This is a genomic window from Leifsonia sp. RAF41 (assembly GCF_052114085.1).
Taxonomy (GTDB): Bacteria; Actinomycetota; Actinomycetes; order Actinomycetales; family Microbacteriaceae; genus Leifsonia.
This window is the reverse complement of the sequence record NZ_JBFREB010000001.1, coordinates 974799-999231: the sequence shown is the minus strand read 5'-3', so window position 1 is coordinate 999231 and position 24433 is coordinate 974799. Positions and strand designations below refer to the sequence as shown.

The following is a 24433-nucleotide window of genomic DNA, read 5'->3' as shown; positions in this document are numbered from 1 at the left end:
GCGCGGCCTCATGGGGCCGCGCGTTCCGTCGTCTCAGGAGGTCTGCGTGCGCGCCCGGTACCAGTCGCGCAGAGAGTCCGCCGGCTGCGGTTTCGCGATCCAGAAGCCCTGAGCACGGTCGCAGCCGGCAGCAGCCAGCCGGTCCATCTGGGCTCGGTGCTCCACGCCCTCCCCGACCACGCGGATCCCGCGTCGATGAGCCTCGGAGATGATCTGCGCGACCTCCGCGGCTCGCTCCTCCGGCTGCACCAGGCTCTTGTCGAGCTTCAGCTCACGGGCGTGAAGAGCCTCCGCGCGCGCGAAAGACGAATGCCCGGTGCCGAAGTCGTCGACCGAGATGGTGACACCAGCGGCCGCCAGAGCCTCCAGCGGTGCTGCGACGCGTTCGGGATGCCGGATCCGCCGACTCTCGGTCACCTCCACGATCAAGGTCTTCGGGTCGCAGCGACCCGTGGCGAAGGCGCCCTCGAACATGTCGTACAGGGACGGATCCTCGAGCTGGGTCGCGGAGACGTTCACCGCGACGTCGATGCTGCAGCCGGGAACGAACTCCGCGGTCACGTCGGAGAGGATGCGCGCGGTCAGGAGCGGCAGCAGTCCCGTCTTCTGCGCGACGTCGACGAAGACGTCCGGCGGGACGGAGCCGCGCTCAGGATGCGTCCAGCGGGCCAGAACCTCGACCCCGACCACAGCGCCATCCGTGACGTCGATCTGCGGCTGGTAGGCAGCCAGGACGTGGCGCTGGGCCAACGCGATCTCGAGATCGCGAGCGAAGGCCTCCTGGGTCCCGTCCACTAACGTCATCATGTCGATGCTCCCCAGCCTCGCGGGGGTTGTCAATTTTTCGACTGACCCCTTGCGGACGCGGACGCCGCCCGCTAGCGCACCCGACGACGTCGGTGGCGCACTCCCCCAGCGATCCCGAGGCAGGTCGCCGCAGCCGCCCCCGCGACCCCGGCGACCACCAGATCCACCGCCTGCACGGCGGGTTCGATGGCGCTCCCGACCGGTGCGAGCACCAGGACGATCGCGGCGAGCGCGATCGCCGCGGCGAACGCGCCCGCCGATGACAGTCCTTGCATGGCCGTTTCCCCTCCGAGGGCCTTCCCTACGCTGGGGAGCATAGCCACCTCATAGGTTCCCCGGCAGACACCCCACGCCATGTTCACCGAATCGTCACAATGTCCCCCACTGGCCCCTCCGCCCACCGCCGAGTCCGCGAAGACTGCACGCGACACGCGGGGGCGGCGTGCAGTCTTCGCGGACTCGACGGTGGGGTGGGGGTGGAGGTGGGGGTGGGGGTGGGGGTGGGTTAGGCGGCGGGCGGGAAGGGAGCGGGGTAGGGCTGGTCGGCGTCGGCGGAGCGGGATACGGGAGCCCAGGCGAGATCCGACGCGAGGAGGCGTCGGTCCTGCGCAACGCTCATCTCGGTCGCGTTGACGCCGAGAGGCAGGTTGGTCGGGATGTCGGAGCGCTTCGCGAGGGCGACGAGGATCTCGGCGGCGCGGACCGGGTCGCCGGCGGGGCCCTCACCGCTCTGGCGCACGCGCCGATTCATCGCCCCGACCGTGTCCTCGTACCCGTCCGGGATGGCGCGCACCTCCATGGAGGAGCCCGCCCAGTCGGTGCGGAAGCCGCTCGGCTCGACGAGCAGCACCTTCACGCCGAACGGCGCGGTCTCGGAGCGGAGGACTCGGCTGAAGCCGTCGATCGCGAACTTGGCCGCCTGGTAGGACGCGATCCCCGGTGAGCCGCCGACGCGGCCGCCGACCGAGGAGAACTGGATGACCAGTCCCCCGCCCTGCCTCCGCAGCAGCGGGATGGCCGCCTTGCTGACGTTGTAGACGCCCCAGAAGTTGGTCTCGAACTGGATGCGGAAATCCGCGTCGTCCGTGGTCTCGATAGGCGAGACGTTCGCGTAGCCCGCGTTGTTGACGATGACGTCGACGCGGCCGAAACGGTCGCTCGCCTCGCGGAGGGCGGCCGCGGCGCGTTCCGGGTCGGTGACGTCGAGGGCCAGCGGCAGGATGCGGTCGCCGTACTCGGCGACCAGATCGTCGAGCTGTTCGGGACGGCGGGCCGTCGCGGCGACCCGATCTCCGGCTTGCAGCGCGGCGACGACGAGGGCGCGGCCGAAGCCGCGTGAGGAGCCTGTGATGAACCATGTCTGTTGCATGGACTTAATGAAACACCGTTTTCTTACGTAATGCAACTCTGTTGCGATAGAATCGCGTCATGACACCGGCCGAGACCTTCCAGCGCGCACGCACCCCGGAGGCGAAAGCCGCCCGCGAGCAGGCCATCCTCGACGCCGCACGCGGTCTCGGGTCGGAGCGCGGCATCCGTGCCGTCACCCTGACCGACATCGCCGACGCCGTCGGGATGCACAAGTCGGCGATGCTCCGCTACTTCGAGACCCGGGAGGAGATCTTCCTGCGGTTGACGGCCGACGGCTGGCGCGAGTGGACGCCCGTCGTCCGCGACCGGGTCAGCGCAGCCTCCACGCCGGCCGGAGTCGCCACCGCCTTCGCCGCGACGCTCGCGGCGCGCGGCCCGTTCTGCGACCTGCTCGCGCAGGCGCCCCTCAATCTCGAACGCAACGTCTCGGTGGAGGCGGTGCGCGCTTTCAAGCTGACCACCGGCGAGAGCCTGGCCCGGATCACGGAGGCCACCCGCGCCGCCCTCCCCGCCCTCTCCGCTGCCGCTGCGGTCGACCTGGTCGCCACCGCCACCTCGCTGGCGGGCACGTTCTGGCAGATCTCGACGCCCCCGCCCGAGATCGCCGAGCTGTACCGCTCCGACCCTCGGCTGGGCCACGCGCTCGTCGACCTCGAACCGCGCCTCCGTCGCATCCTCACGGCATACCTGACCGGCGCCCTCGCGAGCTGACGCCGCGAGCCGCGACGCACACCCACGCGACGGTGTCACGATCGGTTCACCCCGGCGGGCGCGTCACTCCCTGGCAGTGGGCCGCGCAGACCGTAGCCTGTCGAGGTACATACGCCCGTTCGGGGATGGGGTAGTTCGGATGGTCTCGCAGCACGCGCACTCCCGCGCGCCGATCGCGCTCAGCCTGCTGGCCGGGGCGGCGGTCCTCGGTGCCCTGCTCAGCGGATGCGCGCCCCAGAGCAGCCAGGCCGACACGGCCACGCCGTCGTCGTCCGCGAGCAGCAGCTCGACCCACACTCCGAGCGCGACCCCGACCAGCGCCGCCCCCAGCGCGACCCCGACCGCCCTCCCCACTCCGGAGGCGTCGTCAGTTCCCTCGGGCAACCCGGCGGCGAAGGCCCTGGCCGTGCGGGCCTGCGAGGCCATCGCCGACGGGTTCGCCGCGGACCGTGTCACCGCGGCGGCTCCCCTCGCCGCGCAGGCCGCAGCAGCCGACGCGGGCTGGAAGCCGCTCGCGGACAAACTGGAGTTCATCCGGACGCATCCCATCGACCCGGAGACGGGCGAGGGTCCGCAAGCGACCATCGACTACTCGGCCGCCGTGGCGCACGACTGCTTCGCCCAGGCCGGCGTGACGGTGAGTCAGGACTGACATGCGCGCGCTTCGCCGAGCTTCCCTCCGCCTCGCTCTCCTGCTGGCCCTCGTGATGGTCGCGGGTGCGTTCTCCGCCGCATCGCCGGCCCCCGCGGCCCACGCGGCCATCGCGCAGCCGGCCGAGAGCAGGTGCGTCGAGACGTGCGTGAACGTCCCGAGCACCCCGCAGGCGGCCGCGCAGAAGCTGATGGAGTACTACAACTCGGGTGCCCTGGTCATCGAGTGGGCGGAGCGCGACATCATCCCGGCCGAGATCCAGCCGATCGCCAACGGGACGATCTCGCAGACCCCGCAGTGCAACATCGACCTGCGCACGCTGCAGACGCTGGTGATCATGATCCGCAACTACGGGTCGGTGCAGGTGAGCGACCTCAATCGGCACTGCGCGAACGACGGCGTGGCGACCTGCGCGAGCAACCCCACCTCGCGGCATTGCACCCCACCGGGCGCGACCACCGCCATGGACCTCACGTACATCGGCAGCCTGCGCACCCGCGGAAACGACGGGGCAACCGGCATCCTGCTGTCCTTCCTCGACTCGTTCATGCCGGCCGGGTCGAGGGCCGGCCAGGCGGCCAACAGCGACGGCTGCGGGTCGTACGGGATGCCGGCCTTGAGCAACATCTCGCGGTTCGCGGATTACTGCACGCACATCCACGTCGACTTCGGCTCCACCACCGCCGGCCTGCGCGGCCTCACGACCCGCTGGACGACGTCGTAGTCGTCACTGCGGGTAGGGCGTCTCCCCGCGCTCCAGCATCCCGACCAGCTTGGCGAGCCGGTTGGCGCGACTGGCATCGCTCGGCGCGGTGACGATGCGGTGCAGCACGGCGTAGCGGTTCTGCCCGTTCAGCCGGTCGAAAGTCATGCTCGCCGTCGGCGACGCGGCCAGCGCCGCAGCCAGATCGTCGGGCACTTGGATGGACGACGGCCCCGCGTAGGCGCGCTCCCAGCGGCCGTCCGCCCTGGCCCGCTCGATCTCGGCGTGACCGCTCGGACGCATCCGCCCCTCCTCGATGAGCGTCGTCACGAGACCGATGTTGCGCTCAGACCACAGGGACGTCTTCCGTCGTGGCGTGTACCGCTGGAGGAACGTGATCTCGTCGCGCGACCGTCGCTGCCCGTCGATCCAGCCGCTGCACAGCGCTTCGATGAGGGCCTCCTGGTAGGTCAGACTGGTCGGGTCGGTGACGCCTTTCTTGGCGAGGACCAGCCACACTCCGTCGGAGGTCTGCTCGTTCTCGTCGAGCCACCTACGCCACGCCTCCCGGTCGCGGAACACGCGGTGCTCGGCGGCGGGTGCTTTCGGGTCGTCGGCCATGCCGCGATCCTACGGTCACCCTCCGACGATGTCCGGCTCAGGGACGAGCCGCGCCCGCGTCGTCCGCCGTCGCCTGCAGCGCCCGGATCAGCGACTGCGCGTCGTACGGCCCCCGATGCCGTTGCCCGTTGATGAAGAAGGTGGGCACCGCAGTGATGTCCATCGCCTCCGCGTCGAGCATGTCGTCGCGGACACGGGCGGCGACCTCGGCCGACGCGAGGTCCGCCTCGAAACGGCGGAGATCGAGGCCGAGCTCTTCGGCGCGCCGCATGATGTCGGAGGGCAGCTGATTCTCCTGGTCGCTGAACAGGCTCCGCTCGAACTCAAAGAACTTGCCCTGCCGCGCGGCGGCCTCCGATGCTTCCGCAGCGGCGAGCGCGTTCGGGTGGAAGCGTGTCAACGGTGCGTGCCGCCAGACGTAGCGGAGTCGGTCGCCGAGCTCGCGCTGCACCTCGAAGACCGAGCCGGTCGCCTTCAGGCAGAATCCGCACTGGAAGTCGCCGTACTCGACGATTTCGAACGGTGCGTCCAGTGCGCCGAAGATGTGATCGCGCGCCGGGTCGACGGGCCGCACGAGGGTGAGCCCCGCCTCATCCTTGGGCCGACGCGCGTCGGAGATACGGAACAGCAGCGTCGCGACAACGAACGCGACGACCGTGGCCGCGAGCACACCGACGCGGGCGGCGTTCTGCGCCTCCTCGCCGGGGATCGCGAGGTCGACGATGAACAGCGAGATCGTGAAGCCGATGCCGCACAGGGCCGCGCCGCCGGCGAGCCGGTCGATCGTCAGGCCCGGCCCGAAGTCGCCGATCCGCAGCAGGCGCAGCAGCGCGGTCGAGCCGAAGACACCGACGAACTTGCCGACCACCAGGCCGACCAGCACGCCCCAGGCGACCGGAGAGACCAGCGCTCCGACCAGGATGTCGCCGCTGAGCCGCACGCCGGCGTTCGCCAGCGCGAACAGCGGCAGCACGACGTACGCCACGTAGGGCGACCACGCCGACTGCAGGCGTTCATTGATCGAGATCGACTCGCGGAGGCTGTTCGCGGCGGCACGGGCGTACTCGGTGTTCGGCGACTGCCGGAAGGTGCGCGCGAGATCCAGTGCGTGCTCCACGTCTGTACGGTTCGGACGGTAGACCGGGATCAGGAGCGCGATCGCCACACCGGCGAGCGTGGGATGCACACCGGAGGCGAGGAAGGCGAGCCACACGATGACGGCGAGCGTCGCGTACACCGGACCACGCCCGCCGCGCAGGTAGCGCGTGAAGTACACCCCGACGAGACCCACCGCGGCGACGATGAGCGGCACCGGGTTGAAGTTCTGGGTGTAGATGAGCGCGATGATGCTCAGGGCGCCGATGTCATCCACGACGGCGAGGGCGAGCAGGAAGACGCGCAGCCGGCCGGTCGCGTGCGGACCGACCAGGGCGAGCGCCCCGACGAGGAACGCCGTGTCGGTGGAGATCACGACCCCCCAGGCGTGCTCCATACCGGTGCCCAGGGTGAACAGCACGTAGATGACCGCGGGCACCGCCAGCCCGAACACGGCGGCCACGACCGGCACGACCGCGCGCGACCAGCTGGTCAGCTCGCCGATCGCGAACTCGCGCCGCACCTCCAGGCCGACCGTGAAGAAGAAGATGGCCATCAGGGCGTCGTTGACGAGTGCGTGGAGGGTGAAGTCGAGGTGGAGGTCGCCGACGCCGAGCGTGAGGCGCGTATCCCAGAACTGCTGGTAGCCGGCGAAGGAGATGTTTGCCCAGACGATCGCGATCAGCGTCGCCGCGACGAGGAGCAGCGCGCCGATCCGGCTGCGCCCCATCGCGCGGAACCGGTCCGCGATGCTCGGCCGCCGTTCCCGCGACTGCCCGGCCGACTCCGGGTCGGGGGAACGCTGGATGACAGTGAGCGGGATGGTCACGGGCGCAACTCTACCGAGTGCGGCAGCCCGGGTCACGCCCTCGGGAAGAAAGCCTGCGCTCCCCCGGTTGCGGATGCTGAAGGGGCGAGAGTCGCCTCGCGAAAGGCACCGACATGGCGGACATCACGATCATCGGAGGCACCGGGTTCACCGGGAGCCACATCGCCGCGGAGGCCGCATCGCGCGGGCACCGCGTCACCTCGCTGAGCCGCTCGGAGCCCGCCGAACCGGTGGAGGGCGTCCGGTACCTGACCGGTTCCGCGGACGAGCCGGACCAGGCTGTCGCCGGGGCCGACGTGATCGTGGCGACCGTCTCCCCCCGCGGCGACAGCGCCGGCACGCTCGGGCATCGCTACGGCCGCCTGGCCGAGCTGGCTGCCGCATCCGGAGCCCGCCTGGTCGTGATCGGCGGCTTCAGCTCGCTCCGCCCGGCACCCGGCGCCCCTCGATTCGCAGAGGGCGACGACCTGCCGCCCGAGTTCGCCGACGAGGCCCGCGAACTGAACGCCGTGCTGGACGCCCTGATCGCCGACGCGCCCGAGGGCCTGGATTGGGTCTTCGTCAGCCCGGCAGCGACCTACGGAGCCTATGCCGCACCGACGGAGCCGCGCGGCGCGTACCGGGTCGGTGACGATGTCGCGCTGTTCGACGCCGACGGTTCGTCCTTCATCGGCGGAGAGGACTTCGCACAGGCCGTCGTCGACGAGATCGAGACTCCGTCGCGCAGCCGCGCCCAGGTTCACTTCGCCTATTGACGGGTGCCGCGGGCAGCCGAAAGGCGCGAACGGGCACCTGTGCCTTGCCCTCCCCTCCGCCACGTGGCACCGTGCGGGGTGAGGGTGCACGAAATCGACGGCGCCCTTCCGCGAACCACCGGACAGAGTGACCGATCGGAGTGGCATGGCGAAGCAGAAGAAACTGGAGAAGGCGGCCGCCAAGGCGTTGGACCGCGCCGAGAAAGCGGTCGCCGACGCCCGGAAGGCCGCGGACAAGCTCGGCACGAAGAAGGTGAAGAAGCGCGCCCGCGAACTCGAGAAGGAGCTCGCCGCTCTGGTGGGTGGTGGCAACAGCGGCCCGGGCGACAGCGCCGTCGGGGTCGACCTCACACCGCCTCTGCCGTCCGTCCGCGACACGGAGGTCGAATCGACCGTCGAATTCGCCGGGTCCGTCACGACGCCCGTCCCGCACGACCCCGAGCTCGATCAGCTCAGCGTCCAGGCGCTCCGGGATGTGGCACGCTCACGCGGCCTCCTGAACGTCTCGCGGCTCACCAAAGGCCAGCTCATCGAACGTCTCAGCGAGTGACCCGCACAGGTCTACGTTGGCAGGCACGGAAGGAGACCGAGTGAACGACGAGGCACCCGGGGTGACCGAGCAGACCCAGAGCGAGCCCATCGAATCCGGGCAGGTGGAGTCGACGCCTGAGGCGGAGATGGAGGCGACGGACGAACAGCCGCCGGAGGAGATCACCTACGACGAGCAGCTCTACCCGGCGCGCCCGCGCCGGCTGCGGCCACGCACGAACCTCCGCGGCGGCAGCATCCGCCGCACGTTCTCCGATCCGCGCGCGGCCAACGGGCAGAACCCGGCGTACGTCGAGTGGCTGGTCCGCCAGTCCATGCTCAAGGATGCCGACGTGCTCAGCCGCCAGCTGTCCGGCTCACCGAGCATGTGGCGCAACCCGTACGCTCGGCCGGATGCGCGGCGCGCCCTCGCCACGTCCGACGTGTGGTTCACCGCATACCCGATCTCGTTGATCACCCGCCCCGGTGAGTCGTTCCTGACCGCCCTCGCCGACCCGGAGCTGTGGACCGCGTTCGAGCGGATCGGTATCAACGGCGTCCACACCGGTCCGGTGAAGCGCGCCGGCGGCATCCGCGGCTGGCAGGAGACGCCGAGCGTGGACGGCCACTTCGACCGCATCGGCACGCAGATCGATCCCGCCTTCGGCGACGAGGAGACGTTCCGCCGGGTGACGGACGTGGCCGAGGAGCACGGCGGCAGCGTCATCGACGACATCGTCCCCGGGCACACCGGCAAGGGCGCAGACTTCCGTCTCGCCGAGATGGCCTTCAAGGACTACCCCGGCATCTACCACATGGTGGAGATCCCGCCCGACGAGTGGCACCTCCTGCCCGAAATTCCCGAGGGCCGCGACTCGGTCAACCTCGATCTGGCGACCGAGGCCTCGCTCGCCGAGCGCGGATACATCATCGGGGAGCTGCAGCGGGTCATCTTCTTCGCGCCCGGCGTGAAGGAGACGAACTGGAGTGCGACCGCACCGGTGATCGGCGTGGACGGCATCACCCGCCGCTGGGTCTACCTCCACTACTTCAAGGAGGGCCAGCCGTCGGTCAACTGGCTCGACCCCACGTTCTCGGGCATGCGCCTCGTCATCGGCGACGCGCTGCACTCGCTCGGTGACCTCGGGACGAGCGCGCTGCGTCTGGACGCCAACGGGTTCCTCGGCGTCGAGAAGAGCGCGGAGGGCATGCCGGCCTGGTCGGAGGGGCACCCTCTCTCGCACGCGGCGAACCACATCATCGCCGGCATGGTCCGGAAGGTGGGCGGCTTCACGTTCCAGGAGCTGAATCTGACCGTCGAGGACATCCGCGACACGGCCGCGGTCGGCGCGGACCTGTCGTACGACTTCATCAACCGTCCCGCCTATCACCATGCCCTGGCGACGGGCGACACCGAGTTCCTGCGGCTGACGCTCCGCACCTCTCTGGAGCTGGGCGTCGAACCCGCGAGCCTCGTGCACGGCCTCCAGAACCACGACGAGCTCACCTACGAGCTCGTGCACTGGGCGACCCTGCATCAGAACGACGTGTACACGTTCCGTGGTGAGGAGACCACGGGCGGGGAGCTGGCGCAGCGCATCCGCGCCGACCTCACCGAGGCGATCACCGAGCCGGCCGCCGACTACAACCTCGTCTTCACCACCAACGGCATCGCCTGCACCTCGGCCTCGCTCATCGCCGCCACCCAGGGGCACGCCACACTCGACTCGATCACGGAGGCGGACATCCCGGCGATCCGCGACGCCCACCTGCTGCTCGCCGCGTTCAACGCGTGGCAGCCCGGTGTCTTCGCGCTTTCGGGGTGGGACCTGCTCGGCGCGCTGACCCTGCCGCGCCAGGAGGTGGCCGACCTGATCGCCGAGGGCGACACCCGCTGGGTGGAACGCGGGGCACACGACCTCCTCGGCGTCGCCCCGGAGGAACAGCGCTCCGCCTCGGGGATGCCGCGGGCCCGGGCTCTCTACGGCACCCTGCCGGAGCAGCTGAAGCGACGGAACTCGTTCGCGAGTCGCCTGCGTCAGCTGCTGCGCATCCGGAACCGTTGGGGAATCGCTACGGCGCGCCAGGTGGACGTGCCGGACGTGGCGCACCCCGGGATGCTGGTGATGGTCCACGAGCTGGAGACGCTGGATGACCAGGGCCTCCCCGTCGTGCAGCTCACCGTGCTCAACATGACGGGCTCACCGGTGGACGGCACGGTGCGGTCGGAGGCGCTCCCCCACCGCGCCCTGGTGACGGATGCCGCCGACGGCAGCGAGGTCGGAACGGTGGACGATCTGGCCAGCTTCCCGCTCGGCGTCCCCGCGTACGGAGCCCGCTTCCTCGTGCTGCAGCGGCCGCCTGTGGATCAGTGATGGGCGTGGGCCAGCGACGCCTGTGAGGCGAGCAGCTCCCGCACGCGCGGGACGACCTCCTCGCCGTACAGCCGGATGGCCGTGAGCAGCGACTCGTCGGTCATCCCGGGGATGCCGTACTTGAGGTCGAAACGGTCCGCTCCGACCACCCGCATGTTGGCAGCGATCTTGGTGGCGACCGTCTCCGGTGAGCCGACGTAGAGGCTGCCGTCGGGGCCGAGCTCGCGCTGGAACGAGGCTTCGGTCGGGATGGCGAACCCGCGGGTGGCGCTCACCTTGGTGATCATCTCGCGGTAGTGCGGCCAGAACTCTTGCCGCGCCTGCTCGTCCGTGGCGGCGACGTGGCCGGGCGAGTGGAGGCCGATCCGCTGCTGCGGCCGACCGAACTGCTCAAGGGCCTTGTGGAACAGCTCGGCGTATGGCGCGAACCGCGACGCCGGGCCGCCGATCACGGCGAGCATCAGCGAGAACCCGTAGTGGGCGGCGCGGATGACGGACTCCGGGCTGCCGCCGACACCGATCCAGGTGGGCAGCGGCGTCTCGAGGTGCGGCACGACATCCTGGTCGCGGAGGCCCTTCCGGGTACGTCCCTCCCAGGTGACCGGGCCGCCCTCCAGCAGGTGCGCGAAGAGGTTCGTCTTCTCCTCGAAGAGGTCCTCGTAGTCGGAGAGCTCGAAACCGAAGAGCGGGAACGAGTCGATGCTGGACCCGCGGCCCAGGATGACCTCGGCACGGCCGTCCGAGACGGCGTTGAGGGTCGAGTACCGCTGGAAGACGCGGACCGGATCGTCCGAGCTCAGAACGGTGACGGCGGAACCGAGGTGGATGCGCGAGGTGCGCGCGGCGATCGCGCTCAGTACGACATCGGAGGCAGAGAGGGGCATGTCGTCGGTGTGGTGCTCGCCGATGCCGAAGAAGTCGAGGCCGGCCTCCTCCGCGGCGACGCCGTGACCGACCAGGTCGCGGATGGTCCGGGCGTGCGAGATCGGGTTGCCGGCCGGGTCGCTGGTGACGTCACCGAACGTGTTCAGGCCGAAGGTGAGCGGGAAGCTCTGTGGTGCGGTGTTCATGTGTGTGAAGTGCTTTCTCGGGTGAGTGTGCTGGTCGAGGGAGAGTGAGGGATGGCCGCCGCCCGTCAGGCGGCGACCTCGGAGGGGCGGAGTTCGGCCGTTTCGAGCACGCCGTTGACGGCGGCCGTGAAGGCGTCCGCGTCCAGCCGCGCCCCGAACACCGGGCCGCCGGGCTCGAACGCCACACCGTCGCGCAGCGTTTCCACCAGGACGGTGTCGTAACCGGCGTCCTGGATGAGGGAGGCGACCAGGCTCGCGGCGTCCGGATCGTCCGACGCGACGCCGAGCGCGCGACGGCCTGTGGCTGTAGCGGGCCGGCGGTCCTCCTCCATCTCGTGGTAGCCGATGTGGTTGAAGGTCTTGACGACCGTCGCGCCCGGGAGCTCGCGCTGGACGATCTCGCTGCTGGTCAGGGTCGGATCCTCGAACAGCGACTGCGTGCCGTCGGTCGGCGCCCAGTAGTTCATCGAGTCGATGACCAGCTTGCCGTCGAGCATCGAGCGGTCGAGTCCGGCGAACCGGTGGAGCGGGATGGCGAGGATCACGATGTCCGCGCCGGCCACGGCATCCACCGCCCACCGCGCGCGGGCACCCGGCATGACAACGGAGGCGATGAGTTGGATGCGCTGCGGGTCGCCGGACGCGGCGACATCCACCTCGTACCCGGCGTCGATCAGGATGCGCGCGAGCGCCGAGCCGACGTGGCCGACGCCGAGGATCGCGACACGCGGCCGCGGGGAGGCGGTGATCATGAGTGCTGCCCTTCCGTGGTGGTGGAGGCGAGGTGGGTGCGGATGCTGTCGAGCACGCCCGCGAGGTCGTCGAGCTGCCGAGGTTCGAGGGCGTCGGCGAAGTGCCGCTTGATGGCGCGGAAGTGGGGTCCGGACGCCCGGCGAATGGCCGCGAAGCCGTCGTCGGTGAGGATCACGAGCGCTCCGCGGTTGTCGCCGGGACACTCGGCGCGCCGGATCAGGCCACGGCGCTCCATGCGCCCGAGGTGGTGAGAGACGCGGCTGCGTTCCCAGTCGATGGCGTCGGCGAGCTCGGACGAACGCAGGGTGCGGTCCGGCGCTTCGGTCAGCGCGAGCAGCACCGCGTAGTCCCCCGACGAGAGCTCGACCCGCTGGAGTTCGACCGACAGCAGGCGCTGCAGTTCGGCAGTGGTCTCGACCAGTGAACGCCATACCTCGAGTTCACGGTCGCTGAGGCGCTCGGGGGCTTCGGTCTGGGGCATTGCATCCTCGGTTCGAATCGATGTCGCTGAAGTAGCTGACATGTCAATCAACCGTGGAGCCGGTGGAAATGTTCCCGCTGTCGCGCCCGCCTTGTAGCGTTGGGGCATGACCGACCTGCCGGACGCTCTCCCCGCCGACTACGATCCCGCACACGTGTTCCGAGTCGTGGCGACGCCGGTCGCGCAGGGCTGGGGAGTGTGGCTCCGAGCCGCGGACGACAGCATCATCCACAGCTTCGGCCTCGGCTTCCCCGCCGGGACCCCGTTCATCCCCGACGTGCTCGACATTCTGGGCCCGATCCTGAACGTGCAGTACGCCTTGGCGTTCCACGGCCCGGAGTCGTGGGACGAGCTGGACAACCACTGGTCGGCGGTCGTGTACGAGTACATCCCGCGCTGAGCCTCGTGAGTACCCCTCCCGTCCGGCAGGCGATTCGACGCCTGATCGCCTTCGTTACGCCTCGGCTTCCTCGCGTGCCGGGTCGGTGTCGCGACGGAGCGGCTGGAGTCGGGTGAGCTGGGTGACGTGCTGCGGGGTGAGCTCTTCCAGGGACCGCACTTGGAGGAGTTTCATGGTGCGGACCAGTTGGTCGGTGAGGATGTGGATGGTGCGGTCGACTCCCTCCCGTCCGCCGGCCATGAGCCCATACAAGTACGCGCGGCCGATCAAGGTGAACTTGGCGCCGAGGGCGTAGGCGGCGATGATGTCGGCGCCGTTCATGATGCCGGTGTCGATCGCGACCTCGGTGTGGTGGCCGACCTCGCGCACCACGTCCGGGAGCAGGTGGAACGGGATCGGTGCCCGGTCCAACTGGCGGCCGCCGTGGTTGGAGAGCACGATCCCATCCACCCCGTGATCGACCAGCGTCTTCGCGTCCTGAACGTTCTGCACGCCCTTGATGACCAGTTTCCCCGGCCACATCTCCCGGATGATGGCCAGGTCCTCATAGTTGATCGAGGGGTCCATGGCCGCGTTCAGCAGGTCACCGACCGTGCCACCGGTGGCGGACAGCGACGCGAACTCGAGCTTCGGGGTGGTCAAAAAGTCGTACCACCACCACGGCCGCGGGATCGCGTTCAGGATCGTGCCCAGCGTCAACTGCGGTGGGATGGAGAACCCGTTCCGTTTGTCCCGCAACCGTGCCCCCGCGATCGGGGTGTCCACGGTGAAGAACAGCGTGTCGAACCCCGCCTGCGCGGCCCGCTCCACCAGCCCGTAACTGATCTCCCGCTGCCGCATCACATACAACTGGAACCAGTTCCGCCCGTGCGGGTTCGCCGCTTTCACGTTCTCGATCGAGGTGGTCCCCAAGGTGGACAGGGTGAACGGGATCCCCGCCGCCCCCGCAGCACCGGCCCCCGCGGTCTCCCCCTCGGTCTGCATCAACCTCGTGAACCCCGTCGGTGCGATCCCGAACGGCAACGCCGACGGCCCGCCCCAGATCTCGCACGACGTGTCCACCGTAGACACGTCCCGCAGGATCGAGGGGTGGAACTCCACATCCTGGAACGCTTGCCTGGCCCTGGCCAGCGACAACTCGCCCTCCGCAGCGCCCTCCGTGTAATCGAACGCCGCCTTCGGCGTGCGCCGCTTCGCAATCCGGGCCAGGTCCTCGATCGTCAGCGCCGACTCCAACCGCCGCTTCTTCAGATTCAGTTCCGGCTTCTTGAACTGCATCAACTCCAGCAATTCGAGCGGCTTCGGCACTTGGCGATTCACCATGGGGATGGATCCTATCGGGGGTCGTAACGGACGATCTGGGTGGTGCGGGCGACCAGGGCGCGGAGCGTCTCCAGGTCGCCGGTGAGGAGCCCCGCGGCGCGGGCCTGCACCAGCACGTTGCCGATGGCGGTGGCCTCCACGGGACCTGCGAGCACCGGCAGCCCGGTGCGGTCGGCGGTCGCCTGGCAGAGCAGCGCGTTGCGCGCTCCCCCGCCGACGATGTGGACGGCCTCGACATCCACGCCGCTGAGCGAAGCCGCGTGCCGCACGGTGTCGGCGAAGGCGGCCGCCAGGCTCTCGACGATGACGCGAACCATCCCCGCGGGCGAGGCCGGCGCACGCAGGCCATGCTCGTCGAACCAGGACGCTATGCGGGAGGGCATGTCGCCGGGGGCGAGGAAGCGCGGGTCGTCCGCGTCGAAGACATCGGTCGGTCGCGGCAGGGCGGCCGCCTCGGCCAGCAGCGCCTCGAGACCCACGTGCAGCCCGCGGCGCTGCCACTCGCGAATGGACTCGCTGAGCAGCCACAGTCCCATGACGTTGTGGAGGTACCGGATGCGGCCATCCACGCCGCCCTCATTGGTGAAGTTGGCCGCGCGCCCTTCCTCGGAGACGACCCGGTGCTCCAGTTCCACGCCGACCAGCCCCCAGGTGCCGCAGGAGATGTAAGCGGCGCGGGACGCATCCATCGGCACGGCCACGACGGCGGAGGCGGTGTCGTGCGAGCCGACTGCGGTGACCGCAGGTCCGACGCCCGAGAACGGCAGCTCGCCGGCCAGCGACGGGAGCAGTCCGGCGACGTGGGTTCCGGCGTCGACGAGCGGCGCGAACGCCCCCCGCGGCAGGCCGAGCCGTTCGATGAGCGCGTCGTTCCAGGCGCCGTCCGCCGTGAGCAAGCCCGTGGTGGAGGCGTTGGTCCGCTCGGCCTGCTGGGATCCGGTCAGCCAGGAGGTGATCAGGTCCGGCACCAGGAGGAAGCGATCAGCGAACCCGAACGAGCCGTCCGCCGCATCCACCGCCAGCTGGTACAGCGAGTTGAACGGGAGGAACTGCAGGCCGCCCGCGCGGTACAGCTCCTCGGGCGAAACGGCGTCGTGCACCAGCGCAACCCCGCGCTCGGTGCGCTCGTCGCGGTAGTGGTACGGCTCCCCGAGCAGGCGGCCGTCACGCAGCAGGCCGTAGTCGACCGCCCAGGCGTCGACACCGATGCTGGCGAGCCCGGGGTCGGTTCGCGAGACGGCGGCCAGGCCGTCCAGCACCCTCCCGTAGAGTCCCGTCACATCCCAATGGAGCGCAGCGCGGTCGCCTTCCCACAGACGCACAGGGGTGTTGGAGAACCGCGCGGCCTCCGTCAGCTCGAGCGTGTCGGCACCCACGCGGGCGTGCATGACCCGGCCGCTGGTCGCGCCCAGGTCGACCGCCGCGACGGTGCCGTTCCTCATGGGAGCCTGACTCATCGCAAGAATGCGGCCGCGACCCCGGCGTCGACCGGGATGTGCAGACCGGTGGTGTGGTCCAGGTCGCTGGTGCACAGCACGAACACCGCGTTGGCCACGTGCTCGGGCAGCACCTCGCGCTTGAGCAGGGTGCGCTGCGCGTAGTACTGGCCGAGCTCCTCCTCGGGCACGCCGTAGACCGCGGCGCGCTTGGCGCCCCAGCCGCCGGCGAAGATTCCCGAGCCGCGCACGACGCCGTCGGGGTTGATGCCGTTGACGCGGATGCCGTGCTCGCCGAGCTCGGCCGCGAGCAGTCGCACCTGGTGCGCCTGGTCGGCCTTCGTCGCCGAGTACGCGATGTTGTTGGGCCCGGCGAAGATGGAGTTCTTGGACGAGATGTAGACGATGTCGCCGCCGAGCTTCTGGTCGATCAGCACCTTCGCCGCGGCGCGCGACACAAGGAACGAGCCCTTGGCCATCACGTTGTGCTGGAGGTCCCAGTCGGCGTTCGTCGTCTCCAGCAGCGGCTTCGAGATGGAGAGGCCGGCGTTGTTGACCACCAGGTCGAGGCCGCCGAAGGCGAGCAGCGCATCCCGGATGGACGCGTCGACCGCCTTCTCGTCGGTCACGTCGGCGACGACACCGATGGCGACATCCGTGCCGCCGATCTCGGCGGCGGCGGCCTGCGCTGTGGCCAGGTCGAGGTCCGCGATGACGACGCACGCACCCTCGGCGGCGAGCCGGGTGGCGATGGCCTTGCCGATGCCGGAAGCCGCGCCGGTGACGAGGGCGATGCGGCCCGCGAGCGGCTTGGGCTTCGGCAGACGCTGGAGCTTCGCCTCCTCCAGCGACCAGTACTCGATGCGGAACTTCTCCGCCTCGTCGATGGGCGCGTAGGTGGAGAGCGCCTCCGCGCCGCGCATGACGTTGATGGCGTTGGTGTAGAACTCGCCCGCCACCCGGGCCGTCTGCTTGTCTTTGCCGTAGGAGAACATCCCGACGCCCGGGATCAGGACGATCGCCGGGTCGGCGCCGCGAATGGCGGGAGAGTCGGCGGTCGCGTGCCGGTCGTAGTAGGCCTGATAGTCCGCTCGGTACTGCTCGTGCAGCTCCTCCAGCCGGGTCACCGCGTCGTCGATGGACGCGTCGGCGGGCAGGTCGAGCACGAGTGGCTTGACCTTGGTGCGCAGGAAGTGGTCGGGGCACGAGGTGCCGAGCGCGGCGAGCCGCGGGTGCTCGGACGAGGCCAGGAAGTCGAGCACGACGTCGGAATCGCTGAAGTGGCCGACCTGCACCCGGTCGGTGGATGCGATGGCGCGCACGTGCGGGGCCAGGGCAGCCGCCTTGGCACGACGCTCGGCCTCGGGCAGCGGCTCGTAGCCGGCGAGCGGCGCGCCGAACGGGTCGGGACGGCCGTTGGCCGCGATGTAGTCCGCAGCGGTCTGGATGATCCACAGCGAGTTGGCCTCCGCCTCCGCGCTGGTGTCACCCCACGCCGTGATGCCGTGGCCGCCGAGGATGGTGCCGATCGCGTCCGGGTTCGCCGCCTTGATCGCGGCGATGTCGAGTCCGAGCTGGAAGCCGGGTCGCCGCCAAGGCACCCACACCACGCGGCCGCCGAAGATCGTCTCGGTCAGCGACTCCCCGTCGGCCGCGGTCGCGATCGCGATCCCGGAGTCGGGATGCAGGTGGTCGACGTGGGCCGCATCCACGAGTCCGTGCATCGCCGTGTCGATCGAGGGAGCAGCGCCGCCCTTGCCGTGCAACGTGTAGTCGAAAGCGGCGACCATCTCGTCCTCGCGCTCGACACCGGGGTAGACGTTCTGCAGCGCGCGGAGGCGGTCGAGGCGGAGCACGGCGAGGCCCTGCTCGGTCAACGTGCCGAGGTCTCCCCCGGAGCCTTTCACCCACAGCAGCTCGACCGGCTCGCCCGTGACGGGATCGGTCTCCGTGCCCTTGGCGGACGTGTTGCCGCCGGCGTAGTTCGTGTTCTTCGGGTCCGACCCGAGGCGGTTGGAGCGGGCGATCAGGTCTGCGACAGTGTCGTTCGTCATCGGTGTCACGCCCCCCATCCGGCCTGGGTGCCGCCGACGCGGTCGGCCTCGATCTTCTCCTGGTAGCCGCTGGCCTTGTAGGCGGCCATCGGGTCGGCCGGGAGGCCGCGCGACTCACGCCACGCAGCCAGATCGGCGCGCACATCCGTGTTGAACGCATCCATGAACACGGTGTTGGCGGCGAGGACGTCGTTGGCGCGCTGGGCAGCGGCGAGGGCATCGGCGTCCACCAGAAGCGCCTTGGCAGTGGCCTCCTGGACGTTGAGCACCGACCGGATCTGGCCCGGGATCTTCGCCTCGAGATTGTGGCACTGGTCGAGCATGAACGCGACGTCCGGGTTGGCATAGCCGCCGCCCTGGATGACCTCGAACAGGATGCGGAACAGCTGGAACGGGTCCGCAGCACCCACGATCAGGTCGTCGTCGGCGTAGAACCGGCTGTTGAAGTCGAACGAGCCGAGCTTGCCCAGCCGCAGCAGCTGCATGACGATGAATTCGATGTTGGTGCCCGGGGCGTGGTGGCCGGTGTCGAGGCAGACGAACGCGCGGTCGCCGAGAGCTGCGGTCTGGATGTAGCTAGTGCCCCAGTCCGGAACATCGGTGTGGTAGAACGCCGGCTCGAAGAACTTGTACTCCAGCACGAGCCGCTGGCCCTCACCGATGCGCTCGTAGATCTTCTGCAGGCTGTCCGCCAGACGGTCCTGGCGGGCACGCATCGAATCCTGGCCCGGGTAGTTCGTGCCGTCCGCGAGCCAGATCTTCAGGTCACGCGACCCGGTCTCGTTCATCACGTCGATGCACTCGAAGTGATGGTCGATCGCCTTGTTCCGGATGCGGTCGTCGGCATGGGTGATGGAGCCGAACTTGTAGTCGTCGTCCTGGAACGTGTTCGAGTTGACGGTGCCGAGGTCGACGCCGTTGTCCTGGGCGTGCTTGCGCAGGTCGGCGTACGATTCGACCTTGTCCCACGGAATGTGCAGGGCGACGGTCGGCGCCAGCCCGGTGTGCTTGTGCACCTGCGCGGCGTCCGAAATCTTCTCGAACGGATCGCGCGCGGTGCCCGGGGTGCCGAACACCTTGAAGCGGGTGCCCGAGTTGCCGAACGCCCAGCTCGGCAGCTCGATCGCCTGGAGCGCCAGCTGGTCCCGGATGGACGTGAAGTCAGTCAATGTCCTGCGCCTTTCGTGTCATGTCGTCGATCGCTGCGAGCTGGTCCTCGAGATGGAAGATCTCGGGGATCAGCTCGAAGGACCGATCGGGGGCGGCCCCGTCGAGTCCGTCGAACAGCCGGCTCATCTCGGCCTGCCAGCGGGCGTTGACCTCCGTGAGGTCCATGCGCCGCTGGGCCGATTCATAGTCGTCCCGCGCCTCGACGTAGCCGATCAGCCAGCCGTCGGGGCTGAGGAACAGCGAATAGTTGTCCCATCCCGTCTCCTTCAGGGCCGTCAGCATCTCGGGCCAGACCGCCGCGTGCCGCGTGCGGTACTCGTCGAGCTGTGCCGTGTCGACATGGAGTCGGAAGCACGCACGTTGCATGGTGGTCACCTTCGGGAGGGAGGGGGCGCCCGGCCGGCCGCAGCCGGCCGGGCGTGAGGGGTCAGGGCGTGATGGTCAAGGACGCGATCAGAAGTTGAACTTGTCGATGTTGTCCTTGTTGAACACGAACGGGTCGCCGAGGAGCACGGTCCCCTTGTCGCCGACCGTGAACGAGCCGAGCTTGCCTGCCTTGAAGGTGTCGCCCTTCTTGCCGGTGATGTCGCCGTCGATCAGGGCCTTCGCGGCGAAGGCCGCGAGGTAGCCCAGATCCTCCGGGTTCCACAGTGCGAACTCGTCGACCGTGCCGTCCTTGATGTACTCGCGCATCTGGTTCGGGGTGCCGAGGCCGGTCAGCTTGACCTTGCCCTTGGCGTCCGAGGTGGACAGATAGCGGGCGGCCGCCGCGATGCCGACCGTGGTGGGCGAGATGATGCCCTTCAGGTCGGGGTGCGTCTGCAGCAGCGCCGCGGTCTTGTCGAACGAGGTCTGGTCGTCGTCGTTGCCGTAGACGGTGTCGACGAGCTTGATGTTGGGGTGGTTCTTCGCGAGGTCCTTCTTCATCAGGTCGATCCAGGCGTTCTGGTTTGTCGCGTTGGCGGCCGCCGACAGGATGGCGACCTCGCCGCTGTCGCCGATCTCCTTGGCGATGGTGTCGACCTCGACCTTGGCGATGCCATCCGCCGTGGCCTGGTTGACGAACACATCGCGGTACTTCGCATCGGTGTCGGAGTCGAAGGTCACGATCTTCACGCCGGCCGACTTCGCTTGCGTGAGGGCGCTGCCGATGGCCGTCGGGTCGTTGGCCGAGAGCACGATGGCGCCGACCTGCTGCTGCGTCAGGGTGTTGATGTAGCTGACCTGAGCATCCGCCGACGTGCTGGTCGGGCCGACCTGGTTGTAGGTGCCCTTGAACGACGTGACTGCGGTCTCCCCGCCCTTGTCGGAGGTGTCGAAGTACGGGTTGCCGAGGCTCTTCGGCAGGAAGGTGATCTTGTAGTTCTTGTCGCCGGAGCCGGAGCCGCCGGAGCCGCTCGAGCAGCCGGTGACGGCGAGAGCGACGGCGACGACGCCGGCGCCGAGGGCGAACAGGCGCTTGGTGCGGCGCGAGGTGGAGGGCAACATCGTTGTTCCTTTCGGGGTGGGTGAGTGCAGGTGGTGCGGTGGAAGGTGACTACGGCTGACTTCGCCGTCGACGGGCCCGGGAGCCGCGCGCCCAGGCGAGGATGCGCGGCGAGAGGACGGAGAGGATGAGGAGGACGCCGGTGATGATGTTGATGGCGTCGGAGCTGACGTTCGCCAGCCGTAGCGCGCTCTGCAGCACGCCGATGAGGAGCACGCCGGCGACGACGCCGTGCATCGCACCCTTGCCGCCGAAGATCGAGACGCCGCCGAGCAGCACCGCCGCGATGACCGAGAGCTCGAGCCCGACGGCGTTGTCTCCGCGGGCGCTGCCGTAGCGGAGCGTCCAATAGATTCCGGCGAGGGCCGAGATCAGCCCGGTGAGCATGAACGCGATGAATTTGGTGCGCGCCACGTTCACCCCCGAGAAGGCGGCCGTCTGGGGGCTGAGACCCAAGGCGAACAGCCCGCGACCGTAGGGGGTGGCGTGCAGCACCAGCGCGAAGACGATCACGAGCACCACGACGAGCACCATCACGACGGGGATGCCCGACGTACCGAAGCGCTGCTGAGCGAGGTTCTGCCAGAAGAACGGGAAGTCGGTGATCGCCGTCGTGCCGAGCAGGCCGACCGCGACGCCGCGGAACAGGGCGAGCGTACCGATGGTGACCGCCAGCGACGGGAGCCCGACGACGGTGACCAGGAACCCGTTCACCGCCCCGCAGACCAGGCCGACCACGAGGCAGATCACCATCGCGAGCTCGAACGGCACACCCGCTTTCGTCAGCACTCCGAGCAGGACGCTGCTGAGGCCGAGGGTGCTCGCCACGGACAGGTCGATCTCGCCGGTGACGATGACGAAGGTCATCGGGAGGGCGATCATCAGGATGGGCGTCACATCGAGAAGCAGGAAGCCGAGAGTGACGGGGGTGCCGAAGTTCTGCACGGTCGCCGACGCCACGACGGCGACCACGATCAGCGCGCCGATCACGGCGAACTCGCGGGTCAGCAGCCAGCGCTGCCAGAGCGGGCGGCTGTAGTCGGGGTAGGTCCGCGCGGGCGCGGCGGTGGTGGGCACCTGGGTGTCGGTCACGCGGCGACCTCCCTTTCGGCGACGAGGCGGCGGGACAGCCGCAGAGAGAGGACGCGGTCGAGCACGATTGCTCCGATGATGAGAACGCCGACCACCGCCTGCTGCCAGAAGTCCTGGATTCCGAGGATGGGCAGCGCCCGGTTGATGGTCAGCAGCAGCACCGCGCCGAGCACGGCGCCGTACACCGACCCGCTCCCGCCGAAGATGGCGACACCACCGATGACGGCCGCTCCGACCGCCTGCAGTTCGAGGCCGGTTCCGGTCTGCGAACTGACCGTGCCGTAGCGTGCGACGAACAGCACTCCGGCGAGGCCGGCGGTCGCGCCGGAGAGGACGAACGCGGTGAGGATGCGGCGCGTCACCTTGAGTCCGTACAGCTCAGCCGCCGCCGGATCCGATCCGATCGCGTACAGCTCGCGGCCACCGCGCCGGTTCCTCAGGAACCAGCCGGCGACGAGCATGACGATCACCGCCAAGATGGTGAGATACGGGATCGAGAGGAACGAGCCCGTCCCGAGCCCGAGGAAGTCGGAGGGCATGTCGCTCGCATTGATGCGGTTGCTGCCGGCCCACAGAACGTCGATGCCTCGGAACGCGTAGAGCGTTCCGAGGGTGATGACCAGCGCCGGCACCTTGCCGAACGCGACGAGCGCGCCGTTCACGAGTCCCAGCACCGCGCCGGCGAGCGCGCCGATGACGAAGACGGCGATGATCGGGATGCCCGGGATGTCGGCGAACAGCCGACCCGTCAGGTAGGCGGTCAGCCCCACGACCGAGCCGACCGACAGGTCGACGTTGCGGGTGATGATCACGATCGCCTGCCCGATGGCGACGAGCGCCAGGATGGCCGGGGTGAGCAGCAGGTCGCGCCAGCCGTCGGCGCTGAACAGGAACGACGGGTTGATCGCCGTGGTCACCGCGATGACCACGAGGATCGCGAGCAGGATGCCGGTCTCGCGCGCCCGGACGAACGAGCGGGCGATCCGGACTCCCGCGTTGGGCGTCTTCTCGGGGGTGAGGGCGGGTGTCGTCATCGGGCGGCCTCCTCGGAAGCGTGGGTGGCCGCGAACATGACGTTCTCGGCGTCGGCGACGGAGCGGTCCAGCTCGGCGGTGATGCGACCCTCGCGGATGACGAGCACGCGGTCCGCCATGCCGAGCACCTCGGGCAGCTCGGACGAGATCATGAGGATGGCCATGCCGCGGCCGGCCAGCTCCGAGAGCAGCCGGTGGACCTCGGCCTTGGTGCCGACGTCGATGCCGCGGGTGGGCTCGTCGATGATGAGCACGCGCGGGTCGGTCGACAGCCACTTGCCCAGAACGACCTTCTGCTGGTTGCCGCCGGAGAGCGTCCCGACGAGCGTGTCGAGGGCGTTGGTCTTCAGCTGGAGGCGGCTCGCCCATACGCGGGCGGCGGTGTTCTCGGAGGCGCTGCGGATGAACCCGAGCGTGGACAGCTTGGTGCGGATCGCCAGCGTGCTGTTGCGCGCGACGGACTCCTCCAGCACCAGGCCCTGCTTGCGGCGGTCCTCCGGGACGAGCGCGAGGCCGGCGGCCATCGCCGCGGTCGGCCGGCGCTTGGGCACCGTCCGCCCCTCGACGCGGACACTGCCGGTGTCGTAGCCGTCGACGCCGAACACCGCACGCGCGATCTCGCTGCGGCCGGCGCCCACGAGCCCGGCGAGCGCCACGATCTCACCGGAGCGCACCGTGAAGCTGACGTCGTGGAAGACACCGGGCGAGGTCAGGTGCTCGACGACGAGCCGCGGTTCGCCGATCGTCGTCTCCTGCTTGGGGAACAGGTCGGTGACATCCCGGCCGACCATGCGGCGCACGATCTCGTCCTCGGTGACGTCGACGGTGCTGTCGGTGGAGACGTAGGCGCCGTCGCGCATGACCGTGATCGTGTCGCAGAGCGAGAAGACCTCATCGAAGCGATGCGAGATGAAGACGATGCCACGGCCCTCGTCTCGGAGGCTGCGAGCCACAGCGAAGAGGCGCTCGACCTCGACGCCGGAGAGGGCAGCGGTCGGCTCGTCCATGATCAGGAGGCGCGCATCCAGAGAGATGGCCTTGGCGATTTCGATGAGCTGCTGGTCGGCGATCGAGAGACCTTCGGCGAGGCGGTCCGGATCGATGTGGACGCCGAGGCGCCGGAAGATGTCTCTCGCCTCGACGCCCATCGCCTTGCGATCGATCCGTCCGAGCCGGTCGGTGGGTTGCCGGCCCATGAAGATGTTCTCGGTGACCGACAGGTCGGGGAACAGGGTCGGCTCCTGGTAGATCACCGCGATGCCCGCGCTCTTCGCCTCGGCCGTCGTCGTGAAGTCGACGGTCTCGCCGCGGAACCGCATGTCGCCGCTGTCGCGCTGGTACAGTCCGGCGACGATCTTGACGAGCGTGGACTTGCCCGCGCCGTTCTCACCGACGAGCGCATGGATGGTCGCTTGCTCGACGACGAGGTCGGCCCGGCTGAGGGCGATGACCTGGCCGAACGCCTTGGCCACGCCCCGGAGTTCGAGGACCGGCGGGCCGCCAGGGGCGGAAGTTGCTGGGGACGTCATTGTCGTGAACGTAATCTCCGCATTGAGGTGTGAACCGTTTCAATTTGAATCGTTGAAATGACCATGCCAGAACCGACGGGGGCGCGTCAAGTCTTTGTGGGGATCACTCTCTGCATCTGGTGAAACGTGGGTACTATTCAGGCACTGCCTCGAATAAA

The 24433-nt window shown here is 69.3% G+C and carries 24 protein-coding genes; 7 read left to right on the top strand and 17 right to left on the bottom strand.

Annotation, left to right across the window (positions count from 1 at the left end; translation table 11 throughout):
* Nucleotides 1-33: 33 nt before the first annotated feature.
* The 3 genes from AB4Y74_RS04710 to AB4Y74_RS04700 all read right to left on the bottom strand — a co-directional run bounded on the left by AB4Y74_RS04710 (nt 34) and on the right by AB4Y74_RS04700 (nt 2176).
* On the bottom strand, nt 34-807 hold the full coding sequence (locus tag AB4Y74_RS04710) for an EAL domain-containing protein (protein WP_441797958.1): 774 nt from the start codon (nt 805-807) through the stop codon (nt 34-36).
* 71 nt (nt 808-878) lie between these two features.
* Nucleotides 879-1082, bottom strand: coding sequence for a hypothetical protein (locus AB4Y74_RS04705; RefSeq protein ID WP_441797957.1), 204 nt, complete (start codon nt 1080-1082; stop codon nt 879-881).
* A gap of 230 nt (nt 1083-1312) precedes the next feature.
* Complete coding sequence (locus AB4Y74_RS04700; protein WP_441797956.1) at nt 1313-2176, bottom strand: SDR family NAD(P)-dependent oxidoreductase; 864 nt, start codon at nt 2174-2176, stop codon at nt 1313-1315.
* A 59-nt stretch (nt 2177-2235) separates the two neighbouring features.
* Between AB4Y74_RS04700 and AB4Y74_RS04695 the strand changes: the two genes are divergently transcribed.
* The 3 genes from AB4Y74_RS04695 to AB4Y74_RS04685 all read left to right on the top strand — a co-directional run bounded on the left by AB4Y74_RS04695 (nt 2236) and on the right by AB4Y74_RS04685 (nt 4265).
* The gene (locus tag AB4Y74_RS04695) at nt 2236-2889 is read left to right on the top strand and encodes a TetR family transcriptional regulator (RefSeq protein WP_441797955.1); all 654 of its coding nucleotides are present in this window, start codon (nt 2236-2238) and stop codon (nt 2887-2889) included.
* 139 nt (nt 2890-3028) lie between these two features.
* A complete protein-coding gene (locus tag AB4Y74_RS04690; RefSeq protein WP_441797954.1) occupies nt 3029-3541 on the top strand; it encodes a hypothetical protein in 513 nt (170 codons plus the stop codon).
* 1 nt (nt 3542) lies between these two features.
* The gene (locus tag AB4Y74_RS04685; RefSeq protein WP_441797953.1) at nt 3543-4265 is read left to right on the top strand and encodes a hypothetical protein; all 723 of its coding nucleotides are present in this window, start codon (nt 3543-3545) and stop codon (nt 4263-4265) included.
* A 3-nt stretch (nt 4266-4268) separates the two neighbouring features.
* On the opposite strand, the gene AB4Y74_RS04680 is transcribed toward AB4Y74_RS04685, so the two are convergent.
* Both AB4Y74_RS04680 and nhaA read right to left on the bottom strand, forming a co-directional pair.
* On the bottom strand, nt 4269-4865 hold the full coding sequence (locus AB4Y74_RS04680) for a YdeI/OmpD-associated family protein (RefSeq protein ID WP_441797952.1): 597 nt from the start codon (nt 4863-4865) through the stop codon (nt 4269-4271).
* 37 nt (nt 4866-4902) lie between these two features.
* Complete coding sequence (gene nhaA / locus AB4Y74_RS04675; RefSeq protein WP_441797951.1) at nt 4903-6789, bottom strand: Na+/H+ antiporter NhaA; 1887 nt, start codon at nt 6787-6789, stop codon at nt 4903-4905.
* A gap of 113 nt (nt 6790-6902) precedes the next feature.
* Here nhaA and AB4Y74_RS04670 point away from each other — a divergent pair, with 113 nt between their 5' ends.
* The 3 genes from AB4Y74_RS04670 to treS all read left to right on the top strand — a co-directional run bounded on the left by AB4Y74_RS04670 (nt 6903) and on the right by treS (nt 10447).
* Entirely contained in the window at nt 6903-7544 is a 642-nt protein-coding gene (locus tag AB4Y74_RS04670; protein WP_441797950.1) for an NAD(P)-dependent oxidoreductase, read from the top strand.
* A 145-nt stretch (nt 7545-7689) separates the two neighbouring features.
* Nucleotides 7690-8094: a Rho termination factor N-terminal domain-containing protein gene (locus AB4Y74_RS04665; protein ID WP_441797949.1), complete on the top strand. Its 405-nt coding sequence runs from the start codon at nt 7690-7692 to the stop codon at nt 8092-8094.
* Nucleotides 8095-8221: 127 nt separating this feature from the next.
* Nucleotides 8222-10447 carry a maltose alpha-D-glucosyltransferase gene (treS, locus tag AB4Y74_RS04660; protein WP_441800393.1) on the top strand — a complete coding sequence of 742 codons (2226 nt, stop codon included), beginning with the start codon at nt 8222-8224 and terminating at the stop codon, nt 10445-10447.
* Here treS and AB4Y74_RS04655 read toward each other — a convergent pair.
* From AB4Y74_RS04655 to AB4Y74_RS04645, 3 genes are all read right to left on the bottom strand, one after another.
* Nucleotides 10441-11517: an LLM class flavin-dependent oxidoreductase gene (locus AB4Y74_RS04655; RefSeq protein WP_441797948.1), complete on the bottom strand. Its 1077-nt coding sequence runs from the start codon at nt 11515-11517 to the stop codon at nt 10441-10443. The two genes, treS and AB4Y74_RS04655, sit on opposite strands and share 7 nt — an antisense overlap.
* 65 nt (nt 11518-11582) lie before the next feature.
* Nucleotides 11583-12269: an NADPH-dependent F420 reductase gene (locus AB4Y74_RS04650; protein ID WP_441797947.1), complete on the bottom strand. Its 687-nt coding sequence runs from the start codon at nt 12267-12269 to the stop codon at nt 11583-11585.
* On the bottom strand, nt 12266-12751 hold the full coding sequence (locus AB4Y74_RS04645; protein WP_441797946.1) for a MarR family winged helix-turn-helix transcriptional regulator: 486 nt from the start codon (nt 12749-12751) through the stop codon (nt 12266-12268). Before AB4Y74_RS04645 ends, AB4Y74_RS04650 begins: the two co-directional genes overlap by 4 nt.
* Nucleotides 12752-12857: 106 nt before the next feature.
* On the opposite strand from AB4Y74_RS04645, the gene AB4Y74_RS04640 reads away from it, so the two are divergent.
* Nucleotides 12858-13151, top strand: coding sequence for a hypothetical protein (locus AB4Y74_RS04640; protein WP_441797945.1), 294 nt, complete (start codon nt 12858-12860; stop codon nt 13149-13151).
* Between the two features lie 54 nt (nt 13152-13205).
* On the opposite strand, the gene AB4Y74_RS04635 is transcribed toward AB4Y74_RS04640, so the two are convergent.
* The 9 genes from AB4Y74_RS04635 to AB4Y74_RS04595 all read right to left on the bottom strand — a co-directional run bounded on the left by AB4Y74_RS04635 (nt 13206) and on the right by AB4Y74_RS04595 (nt 24275).
* Entirely contained in the window at nt 13206-14474 is a 1269-nt protein-coding gene (locus AB4Y74_RS04635; RefSeq protein ID WP_441797944.1) for an alpha-hydroxy acid oxidase, read from the bottom strand.
* 11 nt (nt 14475-14485) lie between these two features.
* Nucleotides 14486-15916, bottom strand: coding sequence for a rhamnulokinase (locus AB4Y74_RS04630; protein WP_441797943.1), 1431 nt, complete (start codon nt 15914-15916; stop codon nt 14486-14488).
* A gap of 11 nt (nt 15917-15927) precedes the next feature.
* The gene (locus AB4Y74_RS04625) at nt 15928-17964 is read right to left on the bottom strand and encodes a bifunctional aldolase/short-chain dehydrogenase (RefSeq protein WP_441797942.1); all 2037 of its coding nucleotides are present in this window, start codon (nt 17962-17964) and stop codon (nt 15928-15930) included.
* 5 nt (nt 17965-17969) lie between these two features.
* A complete protein-coding gene (gene rhaI, locus AB4Y74_RS04620; RefSeq protein WP_441797941.1) occupies nt 17970-19133 on the bottom strand; it encodes an L-rhamnose isomerase in 1164 nt (387 codons plus the stop codon).
* A complete protein-coding gene (locus AB4Y74_RS04615) occupies nt 19126-19500 on the bottom strand; it encodes an L-rhamnose mutarotase (RefSeq protein ID WP_441797940.1) in 375 nt (124 codons plus the stop codon). Before AB4Y74_RS04615 ends, rhaI begins: the two co-directional genes overlap by 8 nt.
* Before the next feature lie 87 nt (nt 19501-19587).
* Nucleotides 19588-20622, bottom strand: a complete 1035-nt coding sequence (rhaS, locus tag AB4Y74_RS04610; RefSeq protein WP_441797939.1) for a rhamnose ABC transporter substrate-binding protein — start codon at nt 20620-20622, stop codon at nt 19588-19590.
* 49 nt (nt 20623-20671) lie between these two features.
* A complete protein-coding gene (locus AB4Y74_RS04605) occupies nt 20672-21712 on the bottom strand; it encodes an ABC transporter permease (protein WP_441797938.1) in 1041 nt (346 codons plus the stop codon).
* Nucleotides 21709-22746, bottom strand: coding sequence for an ABC transporter permease (locus tag AB4Y74_RS04600; protein ID WP_441797937.1), 1038 nt, complete (start codon nt 22744-22746; stop codon nt 21709-21711). Before AB4Y74_RS04600 ends, AB4Y74_RS04605 begins: the two co-directional genes overlap by 4 nt.
* Nucleotides 22743-24275 carry a sugar ABC transporter ATP-binding protein gene (locus tag AB4Y74_RS04595; protein ID WP_441797936.1) on the bottom strand — a complete coding sequence of 511 codons (1533 nt, stop codon included), beginning with the start codon at nt 24273-24275 and terminating at the stop codon, nt 22743-22745. The genes AB4Y74_RS04600 and AB4Y74_RS04595 overlap by 4 nt, the downstream gene beginning before the upstream one ends.
* Nucleotides 24276-24433 lie beyond the last annotated feature (158 nt).

Bases quoted from the DNA above. Each gene is read 5' to 3' on its own strand.
- AB4Y74_RS04670 (WP_441797950.1), top strand. From the start codon at position 6,903: ATGGCGGACATCACGATCATCGGAGGCACCGGGTTCACCGGGAGCCAC.
- AB4Y74_RS04695 (WP_441797955.1), top strand. From the start codon at position 2,236: ATGACACCGGCCGAGACCTTCCAGCGCGCACGCACCCCGGAGGCGAAA.
- AB4Y74_RS04635 (WP_441797944.1), bottom strand. From the start codon at position 14,474: ATGGTGAATCGCCAAGTGCCGAAGCCGCTCGAATTGCTGGAGTTGATG.
- rhaS (WP_441797939.1), bottom strand. From the start codon at position 20,622: ATGTTGCCCTCCACCTCGCGCCGCACCAAGCGCCTGTTCGCCCTCGGC.
- AB4Y74_RS04685 (WP_441797953.1), top strand. From the start codon at position 3,543: ATGCGCGCGCTTCGCCGAGCTTCCCTCCGCCTCGCTCTCCTGCTGGCC.
- AB4Y74_RS04665 (WP_441797949.1), top strand. From the start codon at position 7,690: ATGGCGAAGCAGAAGAAACTGGAGAAGGCGGCCGCCAAGGCGTTGGAC.
- AB4Y74_RS04700 (WP_441797956.1), bottom strand. From the start codon at position 2,176: ATGCAACAGACATGGTTCATCACAGGCTCCTCACGCGGCTTCGGCCGC.
- AB4Y74_RS04705 (WP_441797957.1), bottom strand. From the start codon at position 1,082: ATGCAAGGACTGTCATCGGCGGGCGCGTTCGCCGCGGCGATCGCGCTC.
- AB4Y74_RS04655 (WP_441797948.1), bottom strand. From the start codon at position 11,517: ATGAACACCGCACCACAGAGCTTCCCGCTCACCTTCGGCCTGAACACG.
- AB4Y74_RS04645 (WP_441797946.1), bottom strand. From the start codon at position 12,751: ATGCCCCAGACCGAAGCCCCCGAGCGCCTCAGCGACCGTGAACTCGAG.
- AB4Y74_RS04690 (WP_441797954.1), top strand. From the start codon at position 3,029: ATGGTCTCGCAGCACGCGCACTCCCGCGCGCCGATCGCGCTCAGCCTG.
- AB4Y74_RS04650 (WP_441797947.1), bottom strand. From the start codon at position 12,269: ATGATCACCGCCTCCCCGCGGCCGCGTGTCGCGATCCTCGGCGTCGGC.
- AB4Y74_RS04640 (WP_441797945.1), top strand. From the start codon at position 12,858: ATGACCGACCTGCCGGACGCTCTCCCCGCCGACTACGATCCCGCACAC.
- AB4Y74_RS04710 (WP_441797958.1), bottom strand. From the start codon at position 807: ATGATGACGTTAGTGGACGGGACCCAGGAGGCCTTCGCTCGCGATCTC.
- AB4Y74_RS04600 (WP_441797937.1), bottom strand. From the start codon at position 22,746: ATGACGACACCCGCCCTCACCCCCGAGAAGACGCCCAACGCGGGAGTC.
- AB4Y74_RS04625 (WP_441797942.1), bottom strand. From the start codon at position 17,964: ATGACGAACGACACTGTCGCAGACCTGATCGCCCGCTCCAACCGCCTC.
- AB4Y74_RS04595 (WP_441797936.1), bottom strand. From the start codon at position 24,275: ATGACGTCCCCAGCAACTTCCGCCCCTGGCGGCCCGCCGGTCCTCGAA.
- AB4Y74_RS04630 (WP_441797943.1), bottom strand. From the start codon at position 15,916: ATGAGGAACGGCACCGTCGCGGCGGTCGACCTGGGCGCGACCAGCGGC.
- AB4Y74_RS04680 (WP_441797952.1), bottom strand. From the start codon at position 4,865: ATGGCCGACGACCCGAAAGCACCCGCCGCCGAGCACCGCGTGTTCCGC.
- treS (WP_441800393.1), top strand. From the start codon at position 8,222: ATGGAGGCGACGGACGAACAGCCGCCGGAGGAGATCACCTACGACGAG.
- AB4Y74_RS04615 (WP_441797940.1), bottom strand. From the start codon at position 19,500: ATGCAACGTGCGTGCTTCCGACTCCATGTCGACACGGCACAGCTCGAC.